This is a genomic window from Actinotalea fermentans (assembly GCF_007991475.1).
GTDB lineage: Bacteria > Actinomycetota > Actinomycetes > Actinomycetales > Cellulomonadaceae > Actinotalea > Actinotalea fermentans.
The window spans coordinates 184,728-203,837 of the sequence record NZ_BJYK01000005.1; the positions used below are offsets into that span (position 1 = coordinate 184,728).

Genomic DNA, 19,110 nt, shown 5'->3' on the forward strand with positions numbered 1-19,110 from the left:
TGCCAGCGCGCCGGTGAGGACGAGGACGCCCGCGACGACGGCGGCGCCAACCTTCGCGAGCATCAGGGCACGACCGTCGCGCCGACCAGGACCAGGTGGCAGCGGTCGACGTCGGCGCCGTCGGCCGGGCATCGCATGCCGATGGTGACCGTCCGCTCGCGGGAGGCGGTCTTCTCAACGCCGGCCTCGACGTACGTCGTCGTCTCGATGCCTGTGACGTTCCGCATCGCCCAACCCGGCTCGGCCTGCCCGCTCGTGACCACCTGCGCCCAGGAGCCCGGCTCCCAAACGTCGCCCGCCTCGAACGTCGACCGCTGCTCGTTGGCGCGCATGCGCTGCCACAGCTCGTCGGCGGGGATGCGGGCGGCGACCAGTGCCTCGAGGTCGGCGCGGCCGGTCTCGCTGAGCCCCGGGTCCGCGTCGGCAAGGAGGACGTCCTGGTAGTCCGCTGGGTCCAGGCTCCGGGTGTCGACGGCGAAGAGCGTCTCGGCGACGGCCGTCGCGTAGGCGTCGGGCTCCTCTGTGTGCGGCAGGGACGTCGCCCCGCTGGGCGTGTCGGCGCGCGGAGTGCGCTCGGGGTTCCGGCCGGCCGGGGCAGTGGCGCTCGGGGGATCGGACGACGGCGCCGCACCCGGCGCGAGCGTGCCGCGCATCGTCCAGGCGGTGACGACGACCACGAGGAGTGCGCCGATGGCAGCTGCGATCCCGAGCGCCTTCTTCATCCTGACCTCCCGCTGGGCGTGTGCCTCAGGGACGCCTCCCTGTGCGCACGCCGGACGCTCGGACGTGTCAGGCGGCCGCCGCGTCAGCCAGGGCACCGGCTGCGGCGTGCTGTCGCGACGTCAGGAAGGCGATCCGGTCGACGGCACCGACGACGTCGGCGGGGCGAGCAGCGGGGTCACGGTGCAGAGCGAGGAGCAGCGACTGCGCCGCCCGGTCGCCGCGCCGCGGGCCGATGAGCAGAGCGGCCAGGGCGGCGAGCTCAGCACCGTTCAGCTTCAGGACGTCGCGCAGGTACAGGTCACGGCGAAGGGCGACCTCCTCGTACGACCGCCGCGCGCCAGCCATGACGTCGAGCGCACGATCGACGGCGTCGGCCCAGAACTCGGCCTCGGCGCGGTCGGCGCCGGCAAGGTGTCGAACGAGCGCCCTGAGGGCAGGAGACCGGCCGGTTCCGGCCGCATCTGAAGCGGTCCCGTCCAGCCCGGCGCAGGTCGCCAGGCACTCGTCGTCGGCGCCCAGGCGGTTCACGCCGACGGGCCACTCGCTGCGGGGACGCCGGACCGCACGAGCACTGAGCATCGCCGCCGCCGCGCCCTCCACAGCCATCGCGCGGCCCACCGCCGTCCACAGGTAGGCCCACGGCGCCTCTGCCGCCGCGACGTTGCGCGCGAACCTGTCGAGGGTGATCCAGGCGAGTGTCAGGACGTCGCCGGGGTCGGTCTCACCGCCGGCCCAGTCCCTGTGCGCCATGTTGGCCCCCCACTTGGCACACCTCTTGGTGAGTGCACGCATCACCGCTCGCCCGGCGACGCCTTCCCAGCCAAGGGTGGCCACCTCGCCGAGCGCGGCGCGCAGGCCCTCGTTGGTGTCGACGTCGAGGACGTCGACTTCGCCGGAGCGCGAGGAGGCAGGGGCGATGAGCGCGGTGGACATGGTGTCGGGGACTTCCGAGAGGCATCGCATGACATCCATCGGAAGCCGGGCCCACAGGACGGCGGCAGGTCACGTCGGGACGCTTCGGGACGTCCCGGCGAGCACCGGACGTCCCGCCGCCGGGAGGGAGGTACGGCCATGAAGAACGTCCAGCTCGAGACGGCGATGCACGCCGCCGGCCTCAACCCCGCCACGCTGGGCGAGGCGGCACAGGTCGACGCGAAGACCGTCGAGCGGTGGATCCGCGACGGCCGCATCCCGCGGGCATACAACCAGTGGGCCGTGTCGAAGGTCCTCAAGGTGGAGCCGTCCTACCTCTGGCAGAGCCCGGCCGACCTGCCGACGCAGTCGCCAGGGCCACAGGAGAGCCACCTCTATGCGCACCGCGGCCTCGTGCCCCACCACCTGTGGACGGACCTCGTCAGGGGCCCGACGACGTCGTTCAGCGTCCTGGTCTACGCCGGCCTCCCGTGGTTCGAGGTTGACCCCGGAGTGCTCGACTGCCTCCGTCTGCGGGCGAGCGAGGGCGTGCGGATCCGGCTGGCACTGGGCGACCCCGACTCCCCCGTCGTCGCGAGGCGGGGAGAGGAAGAGGGGATCGACATGGCCGCGCGGGTGAGGAACAGCCTCCGCATCATCGAACCGCTGATCGGCCACCCGGGCATCGAGGTGCGCCTGCACGCGACGACGCTCTACGCATCGCTCTACATCTCCGACACCGATCTGCTCGCGAACCACCACATCCTCGGAACGCCGGCCGCTCAGGCGCCGGTTCTCCACGTGCGACGGAGCCCCGGCGGCTTCCAGTTCGATCGATACGCTCGAAGCTTCGAGATCGCTTGGCACGACGCCCGCACGTACGAATGAGCGGAGGTCCCGTGGCCCGCACCGACTACTACGACGATCCGGATGCGCCGACGCCGAACAGCGTCGTGCCCGCGGCCGTCGGCTGCATCACTGACGACCAGGGCCGGATCCTCCTTGAGCACCGCGTCGACAACGACCTGTGGGCGTTGCCGGGCGGGACCCACGACTTCGGCGAGAGCATCGTCGAGACGGTGGTCCGCGAGGTCCGCGAGGAGACGGGGCTCGACGTCGAGGTGACCAGGCTCGTCGGGCTCTACACCGACCCCAAGCACGTCATCGCCTACACGGACGGCGAGGTGCGGCAGCAGTTCACGCTCGCCTTCGAGTGTCAGGTGGTCGGTGGGACTCTCGAGAAGGACTCCGAGAGCCAAGAGCTGAGGTGGGTTGCCCCGGAGGAGCTCGACGGGCTGAGGATCCATCCGTCGATGCGGAAGCGGATCGACCACTTCCTCGAAGGGCGGAGAGAGCCCTACCTCGGCTGAACGGGGGCCAGCGTCTGCTCAACCCGGCGGACTGTCGCGAGAAGCTCAGGTGTCACCTGGCGGATCGACCGGTGCACGACATGACCAGCCTCGTAGCGCTCGAGGATCTCGGCGATGCGCTCCTCCGCACTCAACGGCTGGCCGGCTGGGCCCGTGGTGAGGTCGGCGTAGGTGAGCGCATCGGCGACGGGCGACTGCTCAGCGGGGAACTCGGCGGTCAGGAGCTCCGCAAGGCCTCGAGACTCTGCCTCGGCCCACGCACCGGTGTGGTTCGCGATGAGTCGGCAGAGCCGATCAGGGGCGCCGAGTGCGCGGAGGTGACGGGCGCCGTCGAGCGGGTGGAAGCCGGTGTCGAGGAGCTCGGCGCAGTAACCGATGTCGTGCAGCCAGGCGGCGGCGACGAGAAGCTCGGCATCCTCCTCGCTGAACATCCGCGAAAGGGAGGCGGCCGCGGTAGCGACGCCGGCGGAGTGATGCCAGCGAGCGGTGCCGACGCCGAGAAGCTCGCCCGCATGCCTCTCAGCGCCCGCGACCACTGCCTCGGCTATCACCTCGTCACGGTACGACGGGACCGCCAGCGCGAGCGATGCCGATCAGGGCCGCGATGCTCTGGCCCCTGCCCGGGGGCGCATCGGCCTTCACCCCACCGCCGGGCATCGGTCCGCCGAAGAGGAGTCGTAACGGGGCTCCGGCGGGTTTCACCCAGGTTCGGCACCCCGTCCCCACCTCCGCGCGGTAGAACGGGGCGACCGGCAAGTAGAGACGGGTGAGCGGAGACGGCGATGGACCTGGCGGCCCTGTCCAAGGCGGAGCGCGAGGCGCTCGCGGCCGATCCCGGGACGGAGCCGGAGGTGTTGGCCGAGCTCGCCTCGGACTTCTACCTCTTGCCCACACTCGTAGCGAATCCCACGACCCCTCAGGACACGCTGCGCGGCATCTACCGCGACTTCCCCCACCTGCGGCCGGCGGATCCGGGCCCGCTCGGCGAAGCTCCCGACGACGAGGCCGCGGCTGCGATCGCCGCGTTCCGGAAGCGCCGTGAGGCCGAGGCCGCGATCGAGGGCTACCGCCGACGCCAGACGACGCCTCGGCCAGGCGGGTCCTCGGCACAGTACGTGCAGGTGCTCGACGCCAACGGCCGCGCAGTCCAGGTCCCGCTGAGCGCGCTCCGGAACCAGGGCACGAACGGACTCGCCATCGCCTCCTTCGTCCTCTCCCTCGTCGGCGGAAGCGTCCTGGCGGTCATCCTTGGTCACGTCGCGAAGGGCCAGATCGCGCAGACGGGCGAGAACGGGGAGGGCCTCGCCACCGCCGGCTTGGTGATCGGGTACGCCAGCATCGCCTTCTTCCTGCTGCTCCTCGCGCTCTGACGCCGACGACGCCCGCCAGAACCGGCTCAGCACGGTCGAACGTGCTTGGAGTTGGCAATCGCCGTCAGCGACGACCGCCCTGTCCCGACAACCCCATCGTGCTCGATCGCGTCCACGCCTCTGGCATGTGAGGCCGGTTCCGTAACGAGGTGCGCGGCGCCGGCTCTCCCCAGGCCATGCCGACCACTCCACGCCGCCGACGCCGCTGGCCCACCCGCACGTGGGCCGAATCCTCCACGCCCACACCGACCGGCGGCGCCGCCGTCGGCCGCTGCCCCGAGTGCGGCGCGACCCTCACCGCCCGTCGGCGCGACGCCGTCTACTGCTCGCGGGTCTGCCAGACGCGGGCGTGGCGGCGCGGTCGCGCCGTCCGTCGATGCCAGGTGTGCCGCCGTCGTCTCCGCCCGCATGCCCGGGCCTCGGCGCGGTACTGCTCGGACGCGTGCCGTCAGCGCGCGGCCCGTGCCCGGACGGCGAAGGCGCGAGCCGAGAGCATCGGCAGCGCGGCGTGATGAGCGCGTGCGTCCGGTACGCCGGCCAGTCGTACACGTACCTGCTCGACTCGGTGACCAAGGACCACGGTCGGCCCGCCGCAGGCTCGCCGATGACGCGGTACTACTCCGCGCACGGCACGCCGCCCGGAACCTGGCTGGGCACCGGGCTCGCCGGGCTCGCCGACGGTCGCGGCATCCCCGAGGGCTCGTTCGTGACCCCGGTCCAGATGGAGCGCCTCTTCGCCAACGGCGAGGACCCCGCCACGGGCACCGCGCTTGGGCGGTCCCCACACGTGTACGCCGACGGCGACCCTCGGCGCCCGGTCGCCGGGTTCGACTTTACGTTCACGGCCGAGAAGTCGGTCTCCGTCCTGTGGGCTCTGGCCGACCCGTCGACCCGCGAGCTCATCTACGCCTGCCACCGCCAGGCGATCGCCGACGTCGTCGCCCTCATCGAGCGCGACGTCGCCAAGACCCGGATCGGCACCAACGGCGTCGCGCAGGTCGACGTTCGCGGCGTCGCCGCAGCGGCATTCGACCACTGGGACTCCCGCGCGAACGACCCGAACCTGCACACCCACGTGGTCATCGCCAACCGCGCGCAGGGCCCCGACGGCAGATGGCGCACGCTCGACTCCCGCGCCGCGCTGAGGGCCGTGGTCGCGATGTCGGAGCGGTACGACGCCCTCCTCGCCGACCACATCACGGCGCGGCTGGGGCTCGACTGGGAGTACCGCGAGCGCGGGCCGGGACGGAACCCCGCGTACCAGCTGGCCGCCGTCCCGCCCGAGCTCGTCGCCGCGTTCTCCCGCCGCTCGGCCGCGATCGACGCCGAGACCGACCGCCTGATCGAGGCCTACCTCGAGGCGCACGGCAGGCGGCCCGACGCCGTGACCGTCCTCCGCCTTCGGCAGCACGCGACCCTGGCCACCCGCGACACGAAGGCTGTCCACTCGCTCGAAGACCTCACGTCCCAGTGGCATGCACGCGCCGCCGAGGTCGTGGGTGCCAGCCCTACCGCGTGGGCGGCAAAGGCCCTCGCCGCAACACGATCGCTGGCCCCCGCCGCGACCGAGCGGCCAGACGCTCTCGTGGCCGACGCCGCAGAGGCAGTCCTGGCCGCACTCGCGAGCAAGCGCTCGACATGGACGCGCTGGAACGTCGACGCCGAGGTGTCGCGCGCCCTGAAGGCCCACCGCTTCGCGACGTCGGACGCGCGCGACGCAGCCACCGCGATGGTGGCCGACGAGGTCGCCCGGCGCTCTGTCCTGCTCACCCCGCCCGAGGTCGCGCCCGTCCCCACCGCCCTGCGTCGGCACGACGGCGGCTCCGCGTTCCGCCCGCACCGCAGCGAGCGCTACACGTCCCAGCGGTTGCTCGACGCGGAGGCACGACTCCTGGCCGCGGGCCGAGACCGCAACGGCCCCGCCCTCGCCACCGCGCCGGAATCGGCGCCAGGCGCACTGTTCGACGACCAGGCCGACGCCGTTGCAGCGATCGCCACGTCGGGGCACGTCGTCGACGTCCTCGTCGGAGCAGCCGGATCGGGCAAGACCCACGCACTGGCAGCCCTGCGCGCCGCCTGGGAGTCCGAGCACGGACCCGGCTCGGTCGTCGGGCTCGCGCCGTCCGCCGCGGCGGCCGACGTCCTGGCGCAGAGCCTCGGCATCGGCTGCGAGAACACCGCGAAGTGGCTCGTCGAGCACGACGCCCAACCCGACCGCCTGCACCGCATCGACCGCGCCCGCGCCGCCATGCACGCAGCCCCCGACGTCGCTACCGCCCGCACCCTGGCCGACCACCTCGCGCGACTCACCGCTCAGGTCGAGCAATGGCGGTTCCACCCCGGCCAGCTGGTGATCCTCGACGAGGCGTCTCTGGCCGGCACGCTGCCGATGGACAGGATCGCCGCGTGCGTCGGCGATGCGGGCGCCAAGCTGCTGCTCGTCGGCGACTGGGCGCAGCTCTCCGCGATCGACGCCGGCGGGGCCTTCGGCCTGCTCGCCCGGAACTGCGGCCCCGGCGTCCCCGAGCTCGGCGCCGCACGCCGCTTCGCCCACGCCTGGGAGCGCGACGCCTCCACCCGGCTGCGGGTCGGTGACCCGTCATGCCTCGACGACTACGACGCCCACGACCGCCTGTCGGCCGGGGACCACCCCGCGATGGTGGACGCCGCATACCTCGCGTGGGCGGCCGACGAGCGAGCCGGGCTGCGGTCCCTGCTCATCGCCGGCGACCGCGACACCGTCCGCTTGCTCAACGAGCGCGCCCGCGCCGAGCTTGTCGCCGCCGGCGCCGTCGGGGCGAACGGGGCGGTCCTGCACGACGGCCTCGTGGCCGGCGTCGGCGACCGGATCGTCACCCGACGGAACGACCGCCACCTCGGCGTCGGCGAGGGCTGGGTCAAGAACGGGGACACATGGACCGTCGTCGCCCGCCACGACGACGGCGCCCTCGCGGTCCGGCGCGAGGTGGGCGGACCGGCGGTCGTCCTACCCGCGACGTACACCGCCGAGCACGTCGAGCTCGGCTACGCCACCACCGCGTTCCGGGCGCAGGGCGCGACCGTCGATACCGCGCACGCGGTCATCAGCGGAGCGTCGATGACGCGCGAGGTCCTCTACGTCGCTCTCACCCGGGCGCGCCAGTCGAACCGGGCGTACGTCTGCACCGACGTCCTCCCCGAACCGCTGCAGGGCTTCGCCGACGTCGCCCCGACCAGCCGTGGTGTGCTCACCGCCGTGCTGAGCCACGTCGGCGCTGCCACGTCCGCTCACGAAGTCCGGTTCGACGAGACGGAGGCGGTCGGCTCGATCCGGACTCTCGCCGCGGAGTACGAGACCATCGCGCACCTCGCTGAGGCTCCGCACTGGACGGCGCTGCTTGGGCAGTCGGGCCTCACGTCCGATCAGGTCCGAGCGATCGAGGCGTCGCCCGCGTTCGGAGCCCTCACAACGTCCCTGCGCCGGGCCGAGGCGCACGGCCTCAACGTCGACGCCGCCCTGCCTGCCCTCGCCAACCGGGCCGACATCGGGGCCGTCGACATCGCGTCAGTGCTCCACGAGCGAGTCGACGGATGGACCACGGCGAGCATCGCCGGGAACCGAGCGCGTCCCGCGCGGCTTGTGTGCGGACTGATCCCTGCGGCGTCACACGCCGTACCCGGGGAGATCGCGGCTGCGCTCATGGCGCGCGAGCGGTTGCTCGACGAACGCGCGGACCTACTCGTCGAGCGGGCCCGGGCAGCCGCTGCCCCGTGGCTCAGAGAGCTTGGCCCGGTCCCCGCCGGTGCGGCTGCACGCTCGCGGTGGGAGAAGCGCGCGCGAACCGTCGCTGCCTATCGGGAGCGGCACAGCGTGACCGATGCGGCACGCGCCCTCGGCGCCAGCGCCGTGGCCGATCGGCAGCAGGCCAACGCACGGGCGGCGGCCGCCGCAGCCCTGTCGGTCCAGCGGGGTCTCGGCGCGATGACGCCAAGCCCGGAAGCACGGATACCTGCGGCGCAGGCGCCGGGCCTCGAGCGTCAGAGCGGCGTGGGACGGTGATGATATGACGAGGCTGATCCTCTGCGAAGTCGCCCGCTGGGCGCGCGCCGTTGGCGCGCCTCTCGTGTTGCTCGCGACCGTCACCTTCGGGCCAGCCCTCTTGCCGTCGGGCACCATGCGCCTCGTTCCCGCCGGCCCGTTCTTCATTGGGTGGCTCACAACGGTGGCCGCCGCGCTCACTTGGCTGCTCCTGACGGCAGTCCGCACCGTGCTCGGGCCGGCCCGCGACCACCGGGCGGCGGAGCACCTTCAGGTCCTTCGCGAGGGAGCCGCGGCAGAGCACGCGCATCTGCTGTGCATCGAGCAGACCCTCGGGCGCTCCCCGGCTGGTCAGCGCGCCCTGATCTCTGACGTCCACGACGGCACATCAACTGACGTCTGGCTGTCCGAGGCGGCTCTACCCTCTGGCTCCTTCGCGCTCGTGGTGTTGGGCAACAGCACAGGGAGGTTGGTCGACTGGATGGACCCGGCGGAAGTCGCGGCGGCCCGGCGCGCCGAGCGGAAGGCGTCGGCGCGGCGGCGGTGGCAAGCGACCCACGCCGCGCGGCTCGCGGCGCGTCGTGCACGCACCGGCGCTGCCGACGTCATCCGTGCGGCTGAAGCGCTTCTCGACCGACACTGACCCTCGACTACGGCCGCGGCGAACTAGAGTCAGCGAACTGAGGGGGCGTTCGATCTCATCGGCATTGAGATCGAACGCCCCCTCGCCTGCTGCGCCGCTACTTGCCCGTCTCCGTGACGCTCGTCTTCGGATGCCGAGCGGCCGCCGCGTCGGAGATGTAGCGGCCCGTGATAGCCGACCTGTTGTGGGTGCCGGCCGACTTGTTGCTCCCGGCTTCCGTAACGGTCGTCCTCGGATGTCGCGCGGCCGCAGCGTTCGAAATGTAGCGACCGGTGATAGCGGACCTGTGAGCCATGGCGGCTCCTCTCTCTCCTGGGTGTCGCCCGCAACTCGGCACGGGCAGCCGTCTACCTGAGACGGTTGTCGGGGGTCTTGACGAGGGTGAGTCGGGGTTTGGGGTCGTCGATATCGGCAAGGCGGCGGATGTGCTGCGGCGCCATCTGCAGGTCCTCTGCGATCTGCGCCAGGGATACGCCCGCTCCGTCGAGCAACTCGATGGCGTTCTTGAGTAGCTCGGGCCGTTCGCCTGCGTAGTCCCAGATGGGCTGTGAGCGGCGGGGAAGGCTGTTGAGTGTCGCGTAGGCCCTTCGCTGCGTCGATTCCGAGACGATCTCCAGTTCCTTCAAGCGGTAGAGCAGGGAGTCCACCGACACGCCCCACACCTGACTGAGCTCCTCCAGCCGTGTGAAGTTGATCCGGCGTGGCAGCAGGTCCCCGATGACGTCGCGGGGTGTCAGGAACTCTGCTGCGAAGGTGTTGGCTTGGCGCTCCATCTGGCTGTCCGTGCCTTGCCGACCGTGGTGGAGCACGACGTGTCCGAGCTCGTGCGCGGCTGAGAAGCGGTGACGCATCACGTCGTTCGCCTTGTCTGGCGTCAGGACGATGACCGGCCGGGGCAGCGCGGTTGTTGAGAATGCGTCGATTCGGCTCTTGTCGTCGCGGTCACCGTCCTGCTTCATGGAGAAGAGCACGGTGAGGATGCCGTGCTGCTCAAGCTGGTAAACCAGATGCTTGATCGGCTCCAGGCCAAGACCCCAGTGCTTGCGCATCAGTCGTGCGGCGGAGATCGGGTCTGGAACGTCGTAGGAGTCGGGCGCCGCCCAGTGCGGCAGGTCCACCGACGGGAAGATGACGCTCTCCTCCAGGTAGCAGCTGAGCTCCCAGACCTGTTCCACGTATGCGATCGCCTGCTGCTGCTGCGCGACCGTCGTCGATCGCAACCGACGGAAGGATGCCTCGGCGATATCGACCTGAACACGTGGACGACCATGTGCGAAGAAGCCCGGCGGCACTCGAAGCGCGCGTGCGAGCGCGGCGACCGTGTCCGCGCGCGGCTTGACCTCACCGCGCTCGTACTGGCCGATGGCCGCCGCGGAGACGCCGACGGCGTCATGCAGCTCGCTCTTGGACATCCGACACATCCGCCGCGCCTGCGTCAGCCTCGCCGGGTCGAAGGCGCGTGCGACGTCCGCGAGTCGGAGGGCGTCTGCGGTAGAGGTAGGCCTGACCACGGTCAGGAGCCCTCGTGCTGGCTGGGGCGCGGCCGCAACTTCGTCGCCGTGCGAGGACGCCGCCCATCGGCGAAGCCACCCGCGATGTGGGAAATGACCGGTGGCGCCTCGACAGCGGTGGGAGCACTGACGTACGCGAGTCGCCTCGGCTGCGTGAACTCCAGGTAGTGGCCGACGAGGCGCGCTGGCCCCCAGTAGATCGCGCCGATCCCTGCCGGTGTGCTGCTGTAGTACGGCACGTAGAGCGTGTCCGGCTTCGCAGCGCGCCCGAGGACGGCAAGCACGTCGGAGAACGTGGCGACATCGTCCTCGGGCTGCTCGAGCTCGAAGAGCCCCTGAGGGACGTGCTTGCGGTCACTCGTCCGCGAAAAGAGTTCCCGGCGGCTGTCCGGCAGGTAGGGGAGGCGGATGTGCTGGTACTTGCGTGGCATCAACTTGCCCACGCGGTGCAGGAAGAGGAGCTTCTCGTCGACGAGGATCAGCGAACGTCGAGTACCTGCGATCCGGACATCGCGGTACGAGGAGAGTCCCTTGAGCTGAGCAGCGAGTTCCTTCGGAGCCCCGCGCGACATGCCGACTCCATAGACGTCCTGATCACCATCGGGGTCTGCCCACTCCTGCTGGGCTCGCGCCGATCGTTCCTGGCACAGGTGCAGCGCCAGCGGAATCGCGTGCTCAATCGCCGCGCGGTCATCGGCGGCGAACTCGTCGTACCAGCTGGGATCGTGCCTCACGTCCACCTGCGCCTCCCACGTCGCCTCGGTTGATCAAGCTCGACTTTAGCCAGGAGCGCAGATATGTCAAGTTACGGCCCTGAACCGCATCCTCTACAGTCACAACAGTCGCATCCATGGAGTTCATGCGACCACGTCTGCCGCCCGCTGGGCGCGCTCCCTGCAAGGTCGAGCCGTCCGACCCGGGGCCGACGGTGTCAGGCGCTGGCCGGTTTCGCGGCCCGTTCGACACGGATGAGCAGCGATGCGACCACAAGCAGCGCGACGATCCAGCCAAGTGCAAGGAGGAGCGCTCCGCCTTCGTCGAAGGTCTCGGTCAGCGCGCCGTCGAACACCACCCGGCTCGCCCCATAGCCCGGCACGAAGCGCGCCCAGTCCGGTGGTCCGTCCTGCAGCATCGGGCTCTGCCCGATGGCGAGGTCGAGGAACGGGATGAGGAAGGCGATCAAGGCGCCGCTCAGTCGTCCGACCAGCGGTCCGACGATGACGCCGATGAGCGCGAACGTCGCGGCGATCAGGGCGTTCCCGATGGCATACGGGAGCCATTGGTGCGCCTCGAAGAGCGGCACCGTGACCGCCAGGGACGCCACGACCGCCAGTGCGGCGGCCGTGAGCGCAGCGCCGACACGGGTGGCGAGGACCACGGAGCGGCGTTGGCCGGCCAGGACGAGGCGCTGGTCCGCGCCGCGCCCCTCGACGCCGATGAAGACCCCGGCGAGTGCCGCGAGCGAGCCGATGGCGATCGGCGCCATGGTGCCCGCATGCATGTGCGCAGGGTCGAGGATCGCGACGATCTCCACGCCGCCCTCGCGAAGTCTCACTGGGGAGCTCCCGCTCGGCGTCACGGCGTCGGCGAGCCAGACGAACACCACGGGAACGGCTGCAAGCAGAACCCAGAGCACGGGGGTGCGGCGCCAGGCGCGGAAGGCCATCCGTAGCCCGGCGGTCAGCTGAGCCGCCGCCGTCGAGGGGCGCGGAGGGCGTTGTCGGCGCAGTGCCGACGTGCGCAGGACTGCGGCGTAGGCGACCACGAGCGCACCGACGGCCCAGACCAGTGCCCACGTCAGTGGGTCTGGTCCACCGTGACCCGGATCTGCACCCATGGTCCACAGAGTGACGAAGTGGGTAGGGAGCACTCTCAGCGCCGCCGTATCGGCTCCGGTCATCGCCGGGCCGAAGAACACGTCGAGAATCCACACGAACAGCAGCAGCATGGTGCCGTTCACGGGGTTCGCCACGACAGAGCCAACCATCGCGCCGACCGCGAGGTAGATCACGGCGAACAGGGCGGTCCCCACGACCACCGTCGAAGGCTGATCGAGCCCTGTGCGGATCGCCAGGGCGGCCAGTGCAGAGCCCGAGGCGAGTGCGGCAAGCACCCCACCCGAGACGAGACGCCCGGTCACGAGGGTGGCACGCGGAAGCCCGGCGATGACGAGGCGGCGGTCGCTGAACCGCGCCGCCGAGACCTGGAAGTACATGCCGACACCCGCGATGAAGCCTGCGGCCCAGCCAGCCGTGATCGAGTCGATCGAGACTCCGCCGGTCCCGAGCGTCTCGCCAGCCTCGGCCAAGGGGCCGGCGGCGACGAGCACGAAGGCGACAGGCACCGCAACGAGCACGAACAGGTTGACCGGGTTCCGCAGGTGGTCGGAGACGAACCGCCGGGCCAGCAGTGCGGAGGTCATCGGGACCACGTCCGACCGTCGCGCACGTCGACGATGCGCGTGAAACGGTGCTCGTCCACGACGAAGTGGGACACCACGAGCACGGACTTGCCGCGAGCCCGACGCGCCTCGACCAGGTCCCAGAACCGCAGGTAGGTGTCCCAGTCGAAGCCCGCGTACGGCTCGTCGAGGAGCAGGACGTCGGGGTCCGGCAGGAGCGCGAGCGCGAGGTTGAGCTTGGACAGAGTGCCGCCCGACAGGCGGTCTACCCGAACGCCGGCGTACCGCGCGAAGTTCAGGCCCTCGTAGAGCTCGTTGCGGCTGCGACGTACGTCAGCGTCGGGCATGCCGTAGGCGCGGCCGAAGAGCTCGATGTGCTCGTCGCAGGTGAGGCGGCTGTACACGAGCGGCTCCTGCGGGCAGTAGCCGATCCGCCCGCGGGTGGTGACGGTTCCCGCGTCGGCGTCGAGGGCGCCGACGAGCACCTTCATGAAGGTGCTCTTGCCCGAGCCGTTCTCACCTACCAGGCCGACGACCTCGCCGGGGTAGAGCTCGATGCCGGCGCCCGCCAGGACCTGCGCCCGCTTCCGACGCCGCCCGAGTCGGCGGTACGCCTTCTCGATGCCGACCGCCGACAGGAGTGTCGCGGCGCCCCAGGCGCCATCGTTTCCCGGCAGAACCTGCGTGCGCGTCTCCGACGCCTCCATGGCTTCACCTTCGATCAGCTCGGATCCCGAATACCCCGTAGGGGTATTTGAGGCCTCCAGTGGAGCGCAGCCGGATTGAGAACGGGGCCATCAATCGGTGAAGGTTCGATGAAGCGCGGCAGGCCCACGAAGGGGTACGCGAGTGTGCGACCGCCGGCGGGTGGGGCCGGGCTGCCCCTCAGGAGGTCGGACGCCCCTCAGGACGAGAGGTGACTCAGCCGCTCTTCGTACTCGTCGGTGGTGATCTCGCCGCGCGCGTATCGCTCGGCCAGGATCTCGAAGGCCGTCCGCGGCCCGGCAGAGCGGCCGGGTGGAGTGCGCGGCTCGCTGGCGCGCAGGACCAGCAGAACGACGAGGACCATGACCAGGGTCAGGATGATCCAGGAGACCCACATTCCGGCGCCCATGCCGTAGCCCCAGCTCATCATCGTCGCGCTCCTCTCAGCTCGCCGACGCAAGGATCGCTCCGCGACCGCGAAGGCTCGGTCACGGTGCGATGAAGACCTGATGAAGGTCCCCCGCGTGGACGTCAGAGCGGGTGCAGGAGGCGCCTGATGAACTGGCGGGTCCGCTCCTGCGCAGGGTCGGTCAGCACCTGCCTGGCCGGACCCTCCTCGAGCACGGCGCCCTCGTCGAGGAAGACCACGCGGTGGGCCACCTCGCGGGCGAACTGGAGCTCGTGCGTGACGACGACCATGGTCCAGCCTTCGGCGGCGAGGTCGCGCATGAGTGTGAGGACGTCGCCGACGAGTTCCGGGTCCAGCGCCGATGTCGGCTCATCGAAGAGGAGCAGGTCCGGGCGGAGGGCCAGCGCCCGAACGATTCCGACCCGCTGCTGCTGGCCACCCGAGAGCTGGAACGGGTAGGCGTCCGCCCGATCGGCCAGGCCGACTCGGGCGAGCAGCGCCAGGGCGTCCTCCCGCGCCTCACGCACCGGTCGTCGCTGCACGACGATCGGTCCCTCCGTGACGTTCTCCAGGACCGTCTTGTGCGGGAAGAGGTTGTAGTGCTGGAAGACCATGGCGGACCTGTCGCGCAGGGCGTTGAGCTGGCGCCGGTCGGGCGAAGTCGCGAAGTCGACGGCGAGAGAGCCGTGGACCTCCACCCGTCCTGCGTCGGCGACCTCCAGGCCGTTGAGGCACCGCAGCACGGTCGTCTTGCCCGATCCGGAGGCGCCGATGATGGCGACGACCTCGCCGGTGTGCACCGTGAGGTCGACCGCGCGGAGGACCTCATGGGTGCCGAAGGACTTCCGCAGACCGGTGACGGCCAGCAGCGCGGGGCCGTCAGCAGCGCGGCCGGCGCCGGGGTCAGTGGGCGACATACCTGTCCAGCCTCTTCTCGAGCACGCCCTGGCCGGTGGACAGGGCGAGGCAGATCACCCAGTAGACCAGGGCGGCCTCCAGGTAGAGCAGCATGAACTCCTGGCTGAAGGCGGCTACCTTCTGCGCCTCCCGGAACAGCTCGGTGACCAGGATCAGCGAGGCGAGTGAGGTGTCCTTGACCAGCGAGATGAACGTGTTCGACAAGGGAGGCACGGACACCCGGGCAGCCTGCGGCAGGATGATGCGCCGCAGCGCCGTCGGACGCGCCATGCCGATGACGTACGCGGCCTCCCACTGACCCTTCGGCACCGAGAGGATCGCCGCGCGCACGACCTCGGCGGCGTAGCCCCCGACGTTCAGCGAGAAGGCGATGATCGCGCTCGGCCACGGGTCGATGACGAGGCCGAGGCTCGGCAGGCCGTAGAAGACCACGAACAGCTGCACGAGCAGCGGCGTGCCGCGGATGAGCGAGACGTAGCCCCGCGCCAGGGCCGCGACCAGCCGCCTCCCGGACAGCCGCATGAGCGCGACGGCGACCGCGATGACCATCCCGCCGGCGAAGGAGGCGAGCGCCAGGGGGATCGTGCCTCGGATCGCCCCGCCCGTGATGGGGCCGAGCGATCCGAGGACGAGATCCCACTGGTCAGACGTCACTGCGGGCCCGTCACTGGGAGACGTCCTCGCCGAAGAACTCCGCGGAGATCTCGGCGAGGGTGCCGTCGGCGGCGAGCGCAGCGAGCGCCTCGTTCACGGCGTCGGCGAGCGCGGTGGACCCGGAGCGGAACGCGAAGGCGCTGCGGGAGACGTCGTCGGTCTCGGCCGCGACGACGAGCCCGGCGGCACCGGTCTGCTTCTTGTAGTCCAGGAACGTGAGCTCGTCGTTGATCGTCGCGTCGACCCGGCCCTGCTCGACCAGGGCCACCGCCTGGGCCCAGCCCTCGACGGCCTCGATCGTCGCGCCGTTCTCCTCGGCGAGCGTGTACCAGTTGCTCGTCAGCGACTGCGCGGTGGTCTTGCCCCCCAGGTCGGCGAAGGAGCCGATGGAGTCGTCGCCCTCGCGGACGACGATCACCCCGGGGCTGTAGGTGTACGGCTCGGAGAACGTGTACGCCTCCTCCCGCTCCGGGGTGATGGAGACCTGGTTCGCGATCACGTCGAAACGGCCCGCCTCGAGGCCGGCGAAGATTGCGTCCCACTGGGTCTCCTCGAACCGGACCTCGACGCCCAGCTCCTCGGCAACCGCGCGGATCACCTCGACGTCGTACCCGGTCAGATCTCCGGATCCGTCCTCGTGGAAGGAGAAGGGACGGTAGGTGCCCTCGGTCCCGACCACGAGAACGCCGGCCTCCTGAACGTCCGTGAGCGAGGTGTCGGACTCTGCGGGAGGTGCGCTCGGCTCGGCCGACTGGTCGTCGCCGCTGTCGGACGAGCAGGCGCTGACGGCGAGAGCGGCCGTCAGGGCCAGGGCGGTGGCGGTGAAGAGACGTCGTGCAGTCATGGAGGTACCTCTCGTGGTCGTGCGCGGAATGCACCTCACAAGGACGCGAGGTGCGGTGCCGGGGAGGCGCGCCGAGTCGGCGCTGCCGTCAGGCGATCGCCTGCGGCGTCGAGCGGCCGGGGCCGGTCAGGCGGCGATGGCCGGGCTCAACAGGAGCGCGAGGGGCAACAACAACACCGCTGCACGCGGGCGCGAGGCGCGGGCGTGCACGAGGCGGTGGTGCGCAGCATGCATCGATGAAACCACATGGCCTGGAGCGGCACCGTCCCGGTTCAGCCCGCGCGCGCCTTCCTTGACGGAATCTTCATCGTCCCGGGGTCCCGGCCTCAACGGTCCGGGCGCACGCTGGACCTGAACGGTCGGACCGCCGACCCTGGTGAAGGGATCCATCATGCGAGCTTCCGTGAGAGCCGCGCTGCTCGTCGGCGGGGGCGCAGCACTGGCCCTCGGTGTCTCCCCGGCGCTGGCGGCACCTCTGGCGAGCCCCGCCCCCGCGGGCGGTTGGTCCGTCACCGAGGGGCCCCGGGATGGCGAAGGCAAGGTCAAGGTCTGTCCGGAGGCGGGCTCCGACGGCGTGCCTGACATGTCGCGGTCCGCGATGGCGTCGATGCACCGCGCGCACCATCGCGACCGGGCGGGAGACGCCGAGGGCATGGCCGGCATGCACCGGGCACATCACCGCGACGGCGGCCCCCGCGGCATGATGGGCGGGCACCACGGCGACATGATGGACGGCGTCGATGACGACGACATGATGGACAGCCGCGACGACGACATGATGCGTGGCCGCGACGGCGACGACATGATGGGCGGCCGCGACGCCGACGACATGATGGGCCCTGGTCACATGGGCCGGTGAAGCAGCGCGCAGCGAGGTGTCTTCATCAAACCTTGATGCGCCTGCGGGTATGACTCGCACCTGCACCGTGGTTGCATGGGTACCCCCCAGGGGTATCACGCCACGAGGAGGCCTTGATGGATGAGCGGCGAGTCGTACTTCGGGTAGGCGGGCAGCACTGGGCGACGTCGACGCCCGGGGTGGAACGGGCGCTGGGCCGACGTCCAGGTGTCCTCGGTGTCGAGGCGAACGCCGTGGCGCAGACCGCCACGGTCACCTTCGATGCCGACGTCACCTCGATGACCGACCTCGCGTCCTGGGTCGAGGCGTGCGGGTACCACTGCTCAGGACGCTCGGTGCCCGACCACGTCTGCGACGCCATGAGCGAGCCCATGCCTGGAGCTGGCGCGGCGGTCACCGGTCACGCGCACCACACGCTCCACGAGCCGAGCACGCCTCCGGCCGAGCTCGAGGCCGAGCCCACGGCGCCTCACGAGCGCGGGCATGGCGACGAGCACATGGGCCACGAGCACCACGCAGCCGCTCACCCGACGGGCGCGCCATCGCCGCACGAGGCCATGGGTCACGGGGGGCACCACGGCGGCGGCTCGATGGCGGACATGGTCCGCGACATGCGCAACAGGTTCCTGGTCGCCGCGCTCCTGTCCGTCCCGATCACCCTCTACTCGATGATCGGCCGCGAGTTCCTCGGGTTCAGCGCCGCAGCACCCCTCGGGCTGCGCGACGACGTCTTCATGCTCGTCCTGTCGTTGCCCGTCGTCTTCTACTCCGCGTGGATCTTCTTCGACGGCGCCTACCGTGCCCTGCGCGCCCGGACGCTGGACATGATGGTCCTGGTCGCCGTCGCCGTCGGCACCGGTTGGCTCTACAGCGTCGTCGTGACCCTCACGGGCGGCGGCGAGGTCTTCTACGAGGCGGCGTCGGTCCTCACCACCTTCGTGCTGCTGGGACACTGGTTCGAGATGCGCGCCCGCGGAGGCGCGAACGACGCCGTCCGGACGCTCCTGGAGCTGGCGCCGCCGCGCGCGGTGGTGCTGCGGGACGGCGTCGAGCACGAGGTGCCCACCGCGGAGGTCCTCGTCGGCGACACGCTGCTGATCCGGCCGGGGGCGAAGGTTCCTGTCGACGCCGTCGTCGTCGAAGGTGAGTCCGAGGCGGACGAGTCCATGGTCACCGGCGAGAGCCTGCCGGTGGGGAAGGCCCCCGGCGACCCGCTCATCGGAGCATCCCTCAACGTCAGCGGGACGCTGAGGGCCCGCGCGGTGAAGGTCGGCGAGGACACCGCCCTGGCGCAGATCGTCGCGATGGTCCAGGAGGCACAGAACTCGAAGGCCCCCGGGCAGCGCCTGGCGGACCGCGCCGCGTTCTGGCTCGTCTTCGTCGCCCTCATCGGCGGCACCGGCACGTTCCTGGCCTGGTGGCTCGCCGGCGCATCGGTTCCGACGGCCATGCTCTTCGCCATCACCGTCGTCGTCATCACCTGCCCGGACGCGCTCGGGCTGGCCACGCCGACGGCGATCATGGTCGGTACCGGGCTGGGCGCCCGCCGGGGCGTGCTGTTCAAGAACGCTACGGCGCTCGAGGCCTCCGCCCGCATCGACACGGTCGTCATGGACAAGACCGGCACGCTCACCAAGGGCGCCCCCGAGGTCACGGACGTCGTCGTGGCGCCGGGCGCCGACGAGGCCGAGGTCCTCGCCCTCGTCGCGGCGGTCGAGCGGGAGTCGGAGCACCCGTTGGCGCGCGCCGTCGTCGCCCACGCCGACCAGGCGG

Annotated in this window: 18 protein-coding genes; 7 read left to right on the forward strand and 11 right to left on the reverse strand. The window is 71.1% G+C overall.

The window, feature by feature from the left end; translation table 11 throughout:
* Positions 1 to 62: 62 nt before the first annotated feature.
* Both AFE02nite_RS09940 and AFE02nite_RS09945 read right to left on the reverse strand, forming a co-directional pair.
* Complete coding sequence (locus AFE02nite_RS09940; RefSeq protein WP_052113358.1) at positions 63 to 722, reverse strand: hypothetical protein; 660 nt, start codon at positions 720 to 722, stop codon at positions 63 to 65.
* Positions 723 to 789: 67 nt separating this feature from the next.
* On the reverse strand, positions 790 to 1,656 hold the full coding sequence (locus AFE02nite_RS09945; RefSeq protein WP_034243196.1) for a hypothetical protein: 867 nt from the start codon (positions 1,654 to 1,656) through the stop codon (positions 790 to 792).
* A 165-nt stretch (positions 1,657 to 1,821) separates the two neighbouring features.
* Here AFE02nite_RS09945 and AFE02nite_RS09950 point away from each other — a divergent pair, with 165 nt between their 5' ends.
* On the forward strand, positions 1,822 to 2,523 hold the full coding sequence (locus AFE02nite_RS09950) for an XRE family transcriptional regulator (protein ID WP_146819561.1): 702 nt from the start codon (positions 1,822 to 1,824) through the stop codon (positions 2,521 to 2,523).
* An 11-nt stretch (positions 2,524 to 2,534) separates the two neighbouring features.
* On the forward strand, positions 2,535 to 3,005 hold the full coding sequence (locus tag AFE02nite_RS09955; RefSeq protein WP_034243201.1) for an NUDIX domain-containing protein: 471 nt from the start codon (positions 2,535 to 2,537) through the stop codon (positions 3,003 to 3,005).
* On the opposite strand, the gene AFE02nite_RS09960 is transcribed toward AFE02nite_RS09955, so the two are convergent.
* A complete protein-coding gene (locus AFE02nite_RS09960; protein WP_222594381.1) occupies positions 2,993 to 3,556 on the reverse strand; it encodes an HD domain-containing protein in 564 nt (187 codons plus the stop codon). The two genes, AFE02nite_RS09955 and AFE02nite_RS09960, sit on opposite strands and share 13 nt — an antisense overlap.
* A 231-nt stretch (positions 3,557 to 3,787) precedes the next feature.
* Between AFE02nite_RS09960 and AFE02nite_RS09965 the strand changes: the two genes are divergently transcribed.
* The 3 genes from AFE02nite_RS09965 (at position 3,788) to AFE02nite_RS09980 (ending at position 9,036) form a co-directional block, all read left to right on the forward strand.
* Positions 3,788 to 4,375 (forward strand): DUF4190 domain-containing protein, encoded by a 588-nt coding sequence (locus tag AFE02nite_RS09965; protein WP_146819562.1) that lies wholly within the window; start codon positions 3,788 to 3,790, stop codon positions 4,373 to 4,375.
* A gap of 511 nt (positions 4,376 to 4,886) precedes the next feature.
* Entirely contained in the window at positions 4,887 to 8,414 is a 3,528-nt protein-coding gene (gene mobF / locus AFE02nite_RS09975) for a MobF family relaxase (RefSeq protein WP_052113360.1), read from the forward strand.
* A 4-nt stretch (positions 8,415 to 8,418) separates the two neighbouring features.
* The gene (locus AFE02nite_RS09980; protein WP_034243203.1) at positions 8,419 to 9,036 is read left to right on the forward strand and encodes a hypothetical protein; all 618 of its coding nucleotides are present in this window, start codon (positions 8,419 to 8,421) and stop codon (positions 9,034 to 9,036) included.
* Between the two features lie 347 nt (positions 9,037 to 9,383).
* Here AFE02nite_RS09980 and AFE02nite_RS09990 read toward each other — a convergent pair whose 3' ends face one another.
* The 8 genes from AFE02nite_RS09990 to AFE02nite_RS10025 all read right to left on the reverse strand — a co-directional run bounded on the left by AFE02nite_RS09990 (position 9,384) and on the right by AFE02nite_RS10025 (position 16,478).
* Positions 9,384 to 10,547 carry a helix-turn-helix domain-containing protein gene (locus AFE02nite_RS09990; protein WP_052113361.1) on the reverse strand — a complete coding sequence of 388 codons (1,164 nt, stop codon included), beginning with the start codon at positions 10,545 to 10,547 and terminating at the stop codon, positions 9,384 to 9,386.
* Positions 10,548 to 10,549: 2 nt separating this feature from the next.
* Positions 10,550 to 11,287, reverse strand: a complete 738-nt coding sequence (locus AFE02nite_RS09995) for a hypothetical protein (protein WP_034243208.1) — start codon at positions 11,285 to 11,287, stop codon at positions 10,550 to 10,552.
* A gap of 191 nt (positions 11,288 to 11,478) precedes the next feature.
* Positions 11,479 to 12,969 carry a hypothetical protein gene (locus AFE02nite_RS10000; protein ID WP_034243241.1) on the reverse strand — a complete coding sequence of 497 codons (1,491 nt, stop codon included), beginning with the start codon at positions 12,967 to 12,969 and terminating at the stop codon, positions 11,479 to 11,481.
* Positions 12,966 to 13,655: an ATP-binding cassette domain-containing protein gene (locus AFE02nite_RS10005; RefSeq protein WP_052113362.1), complete on the reverse strand. Its 690-nt coding sequence runs from the start codon at positions 13,653 to 13,655 to the stop codon at positions 12,966 to 12,968. Before AFE02nite_RS10005 ends, AFE02nite_RS10000 begins: the two co-directional genes overlap by 4 nt.
* A gap of 197 nt (positions 13,656 to 13,852) precedes the next feature.
* A complete protein-coding gene (locus AFE02nite_RS10010; RefSeq protein ID WP_307726043.1) occupies positions 13,853 to 14,083 on the reverse strand; it encodes an SHOCT domain-containing protein in 231 nt (76 codons plus the stop codon).
* Between the two features lie 101 nt (positions 14,084 to 14,184).
* On the reverse strand, positions 14,185 to 14,979 hold the full coding sequence (locus AFE02nite_RS10015; protein ID WP_034243209.1) for an amino acid ABC transporter ATP-binding protein: 795 nt from the start codon (positions 14,977 to 14,979) through the stop codon (positions 14,185 to 14,187).
* The gene (locus AFE02nite_RS10020) at positions 14,966 to 15,634 is read right to left on the reverse strand and encodes an amino acid ABC transporter permease (protein ID WP_034243212.1); all 669 of its coding nucleotides are present in this window, start codon (positions 15,632 to 15,634) and stop codon (positions 14,966 to 14,968) included. The genes AFE02nite_RS10015 and AFE02nite_RS10020 overlap by 14 nt, the downstream gene beginning before the upstream one ends.
* A 10-nt stretch (positions 15,635 to 15,644) precedes the next feature.
* Positions 15,645 to 16,478 (reverse strand): amino acid ABC transporter substrate-binding protein, encoded by an 834-nt coding sequence (locus tag AFE02nite_RS10025; protein WP_034243214.1) that lies wholly within the window; start codon positions 16,476 to 16,478, stop codon positions 15,645 to 15,647.
* A 391-nt stretch (positions 16,479 to 16,869) separates the two neighbouring features.
* Here AFE02nite_RS10025 and AFE02nite_RS10030 point away from each other — a divergent pair, with 391 nt between their 5' ends.
* Together AFE02nite_RS10030 and AFE02nite_RS10035 are read left to right on the forward strand one after the other, a co-directional pair.
* Positions 16,870 to 17,337 (forward strand): hypothetical protein, encoded by a 468-nt coding sequence (locus AFE02nite_RS10030; protein WP_146819567.1) that lies wholly within the window; start codon positions 16,870 to 16,872, stop codon positions 17,335 to 17,337.
* A gap of 116 nt (positions 17,338 to 17,453) precedes the next feature.
* A partial coding sequence (locus AFE02nite_RS10035) for a heavy metal translocating P-type ATPase (protein ID WP_146819568.1) occupies positions 17,454 to 19,110 on the forward strand: 1,657 nt, incomplete at its 3' end.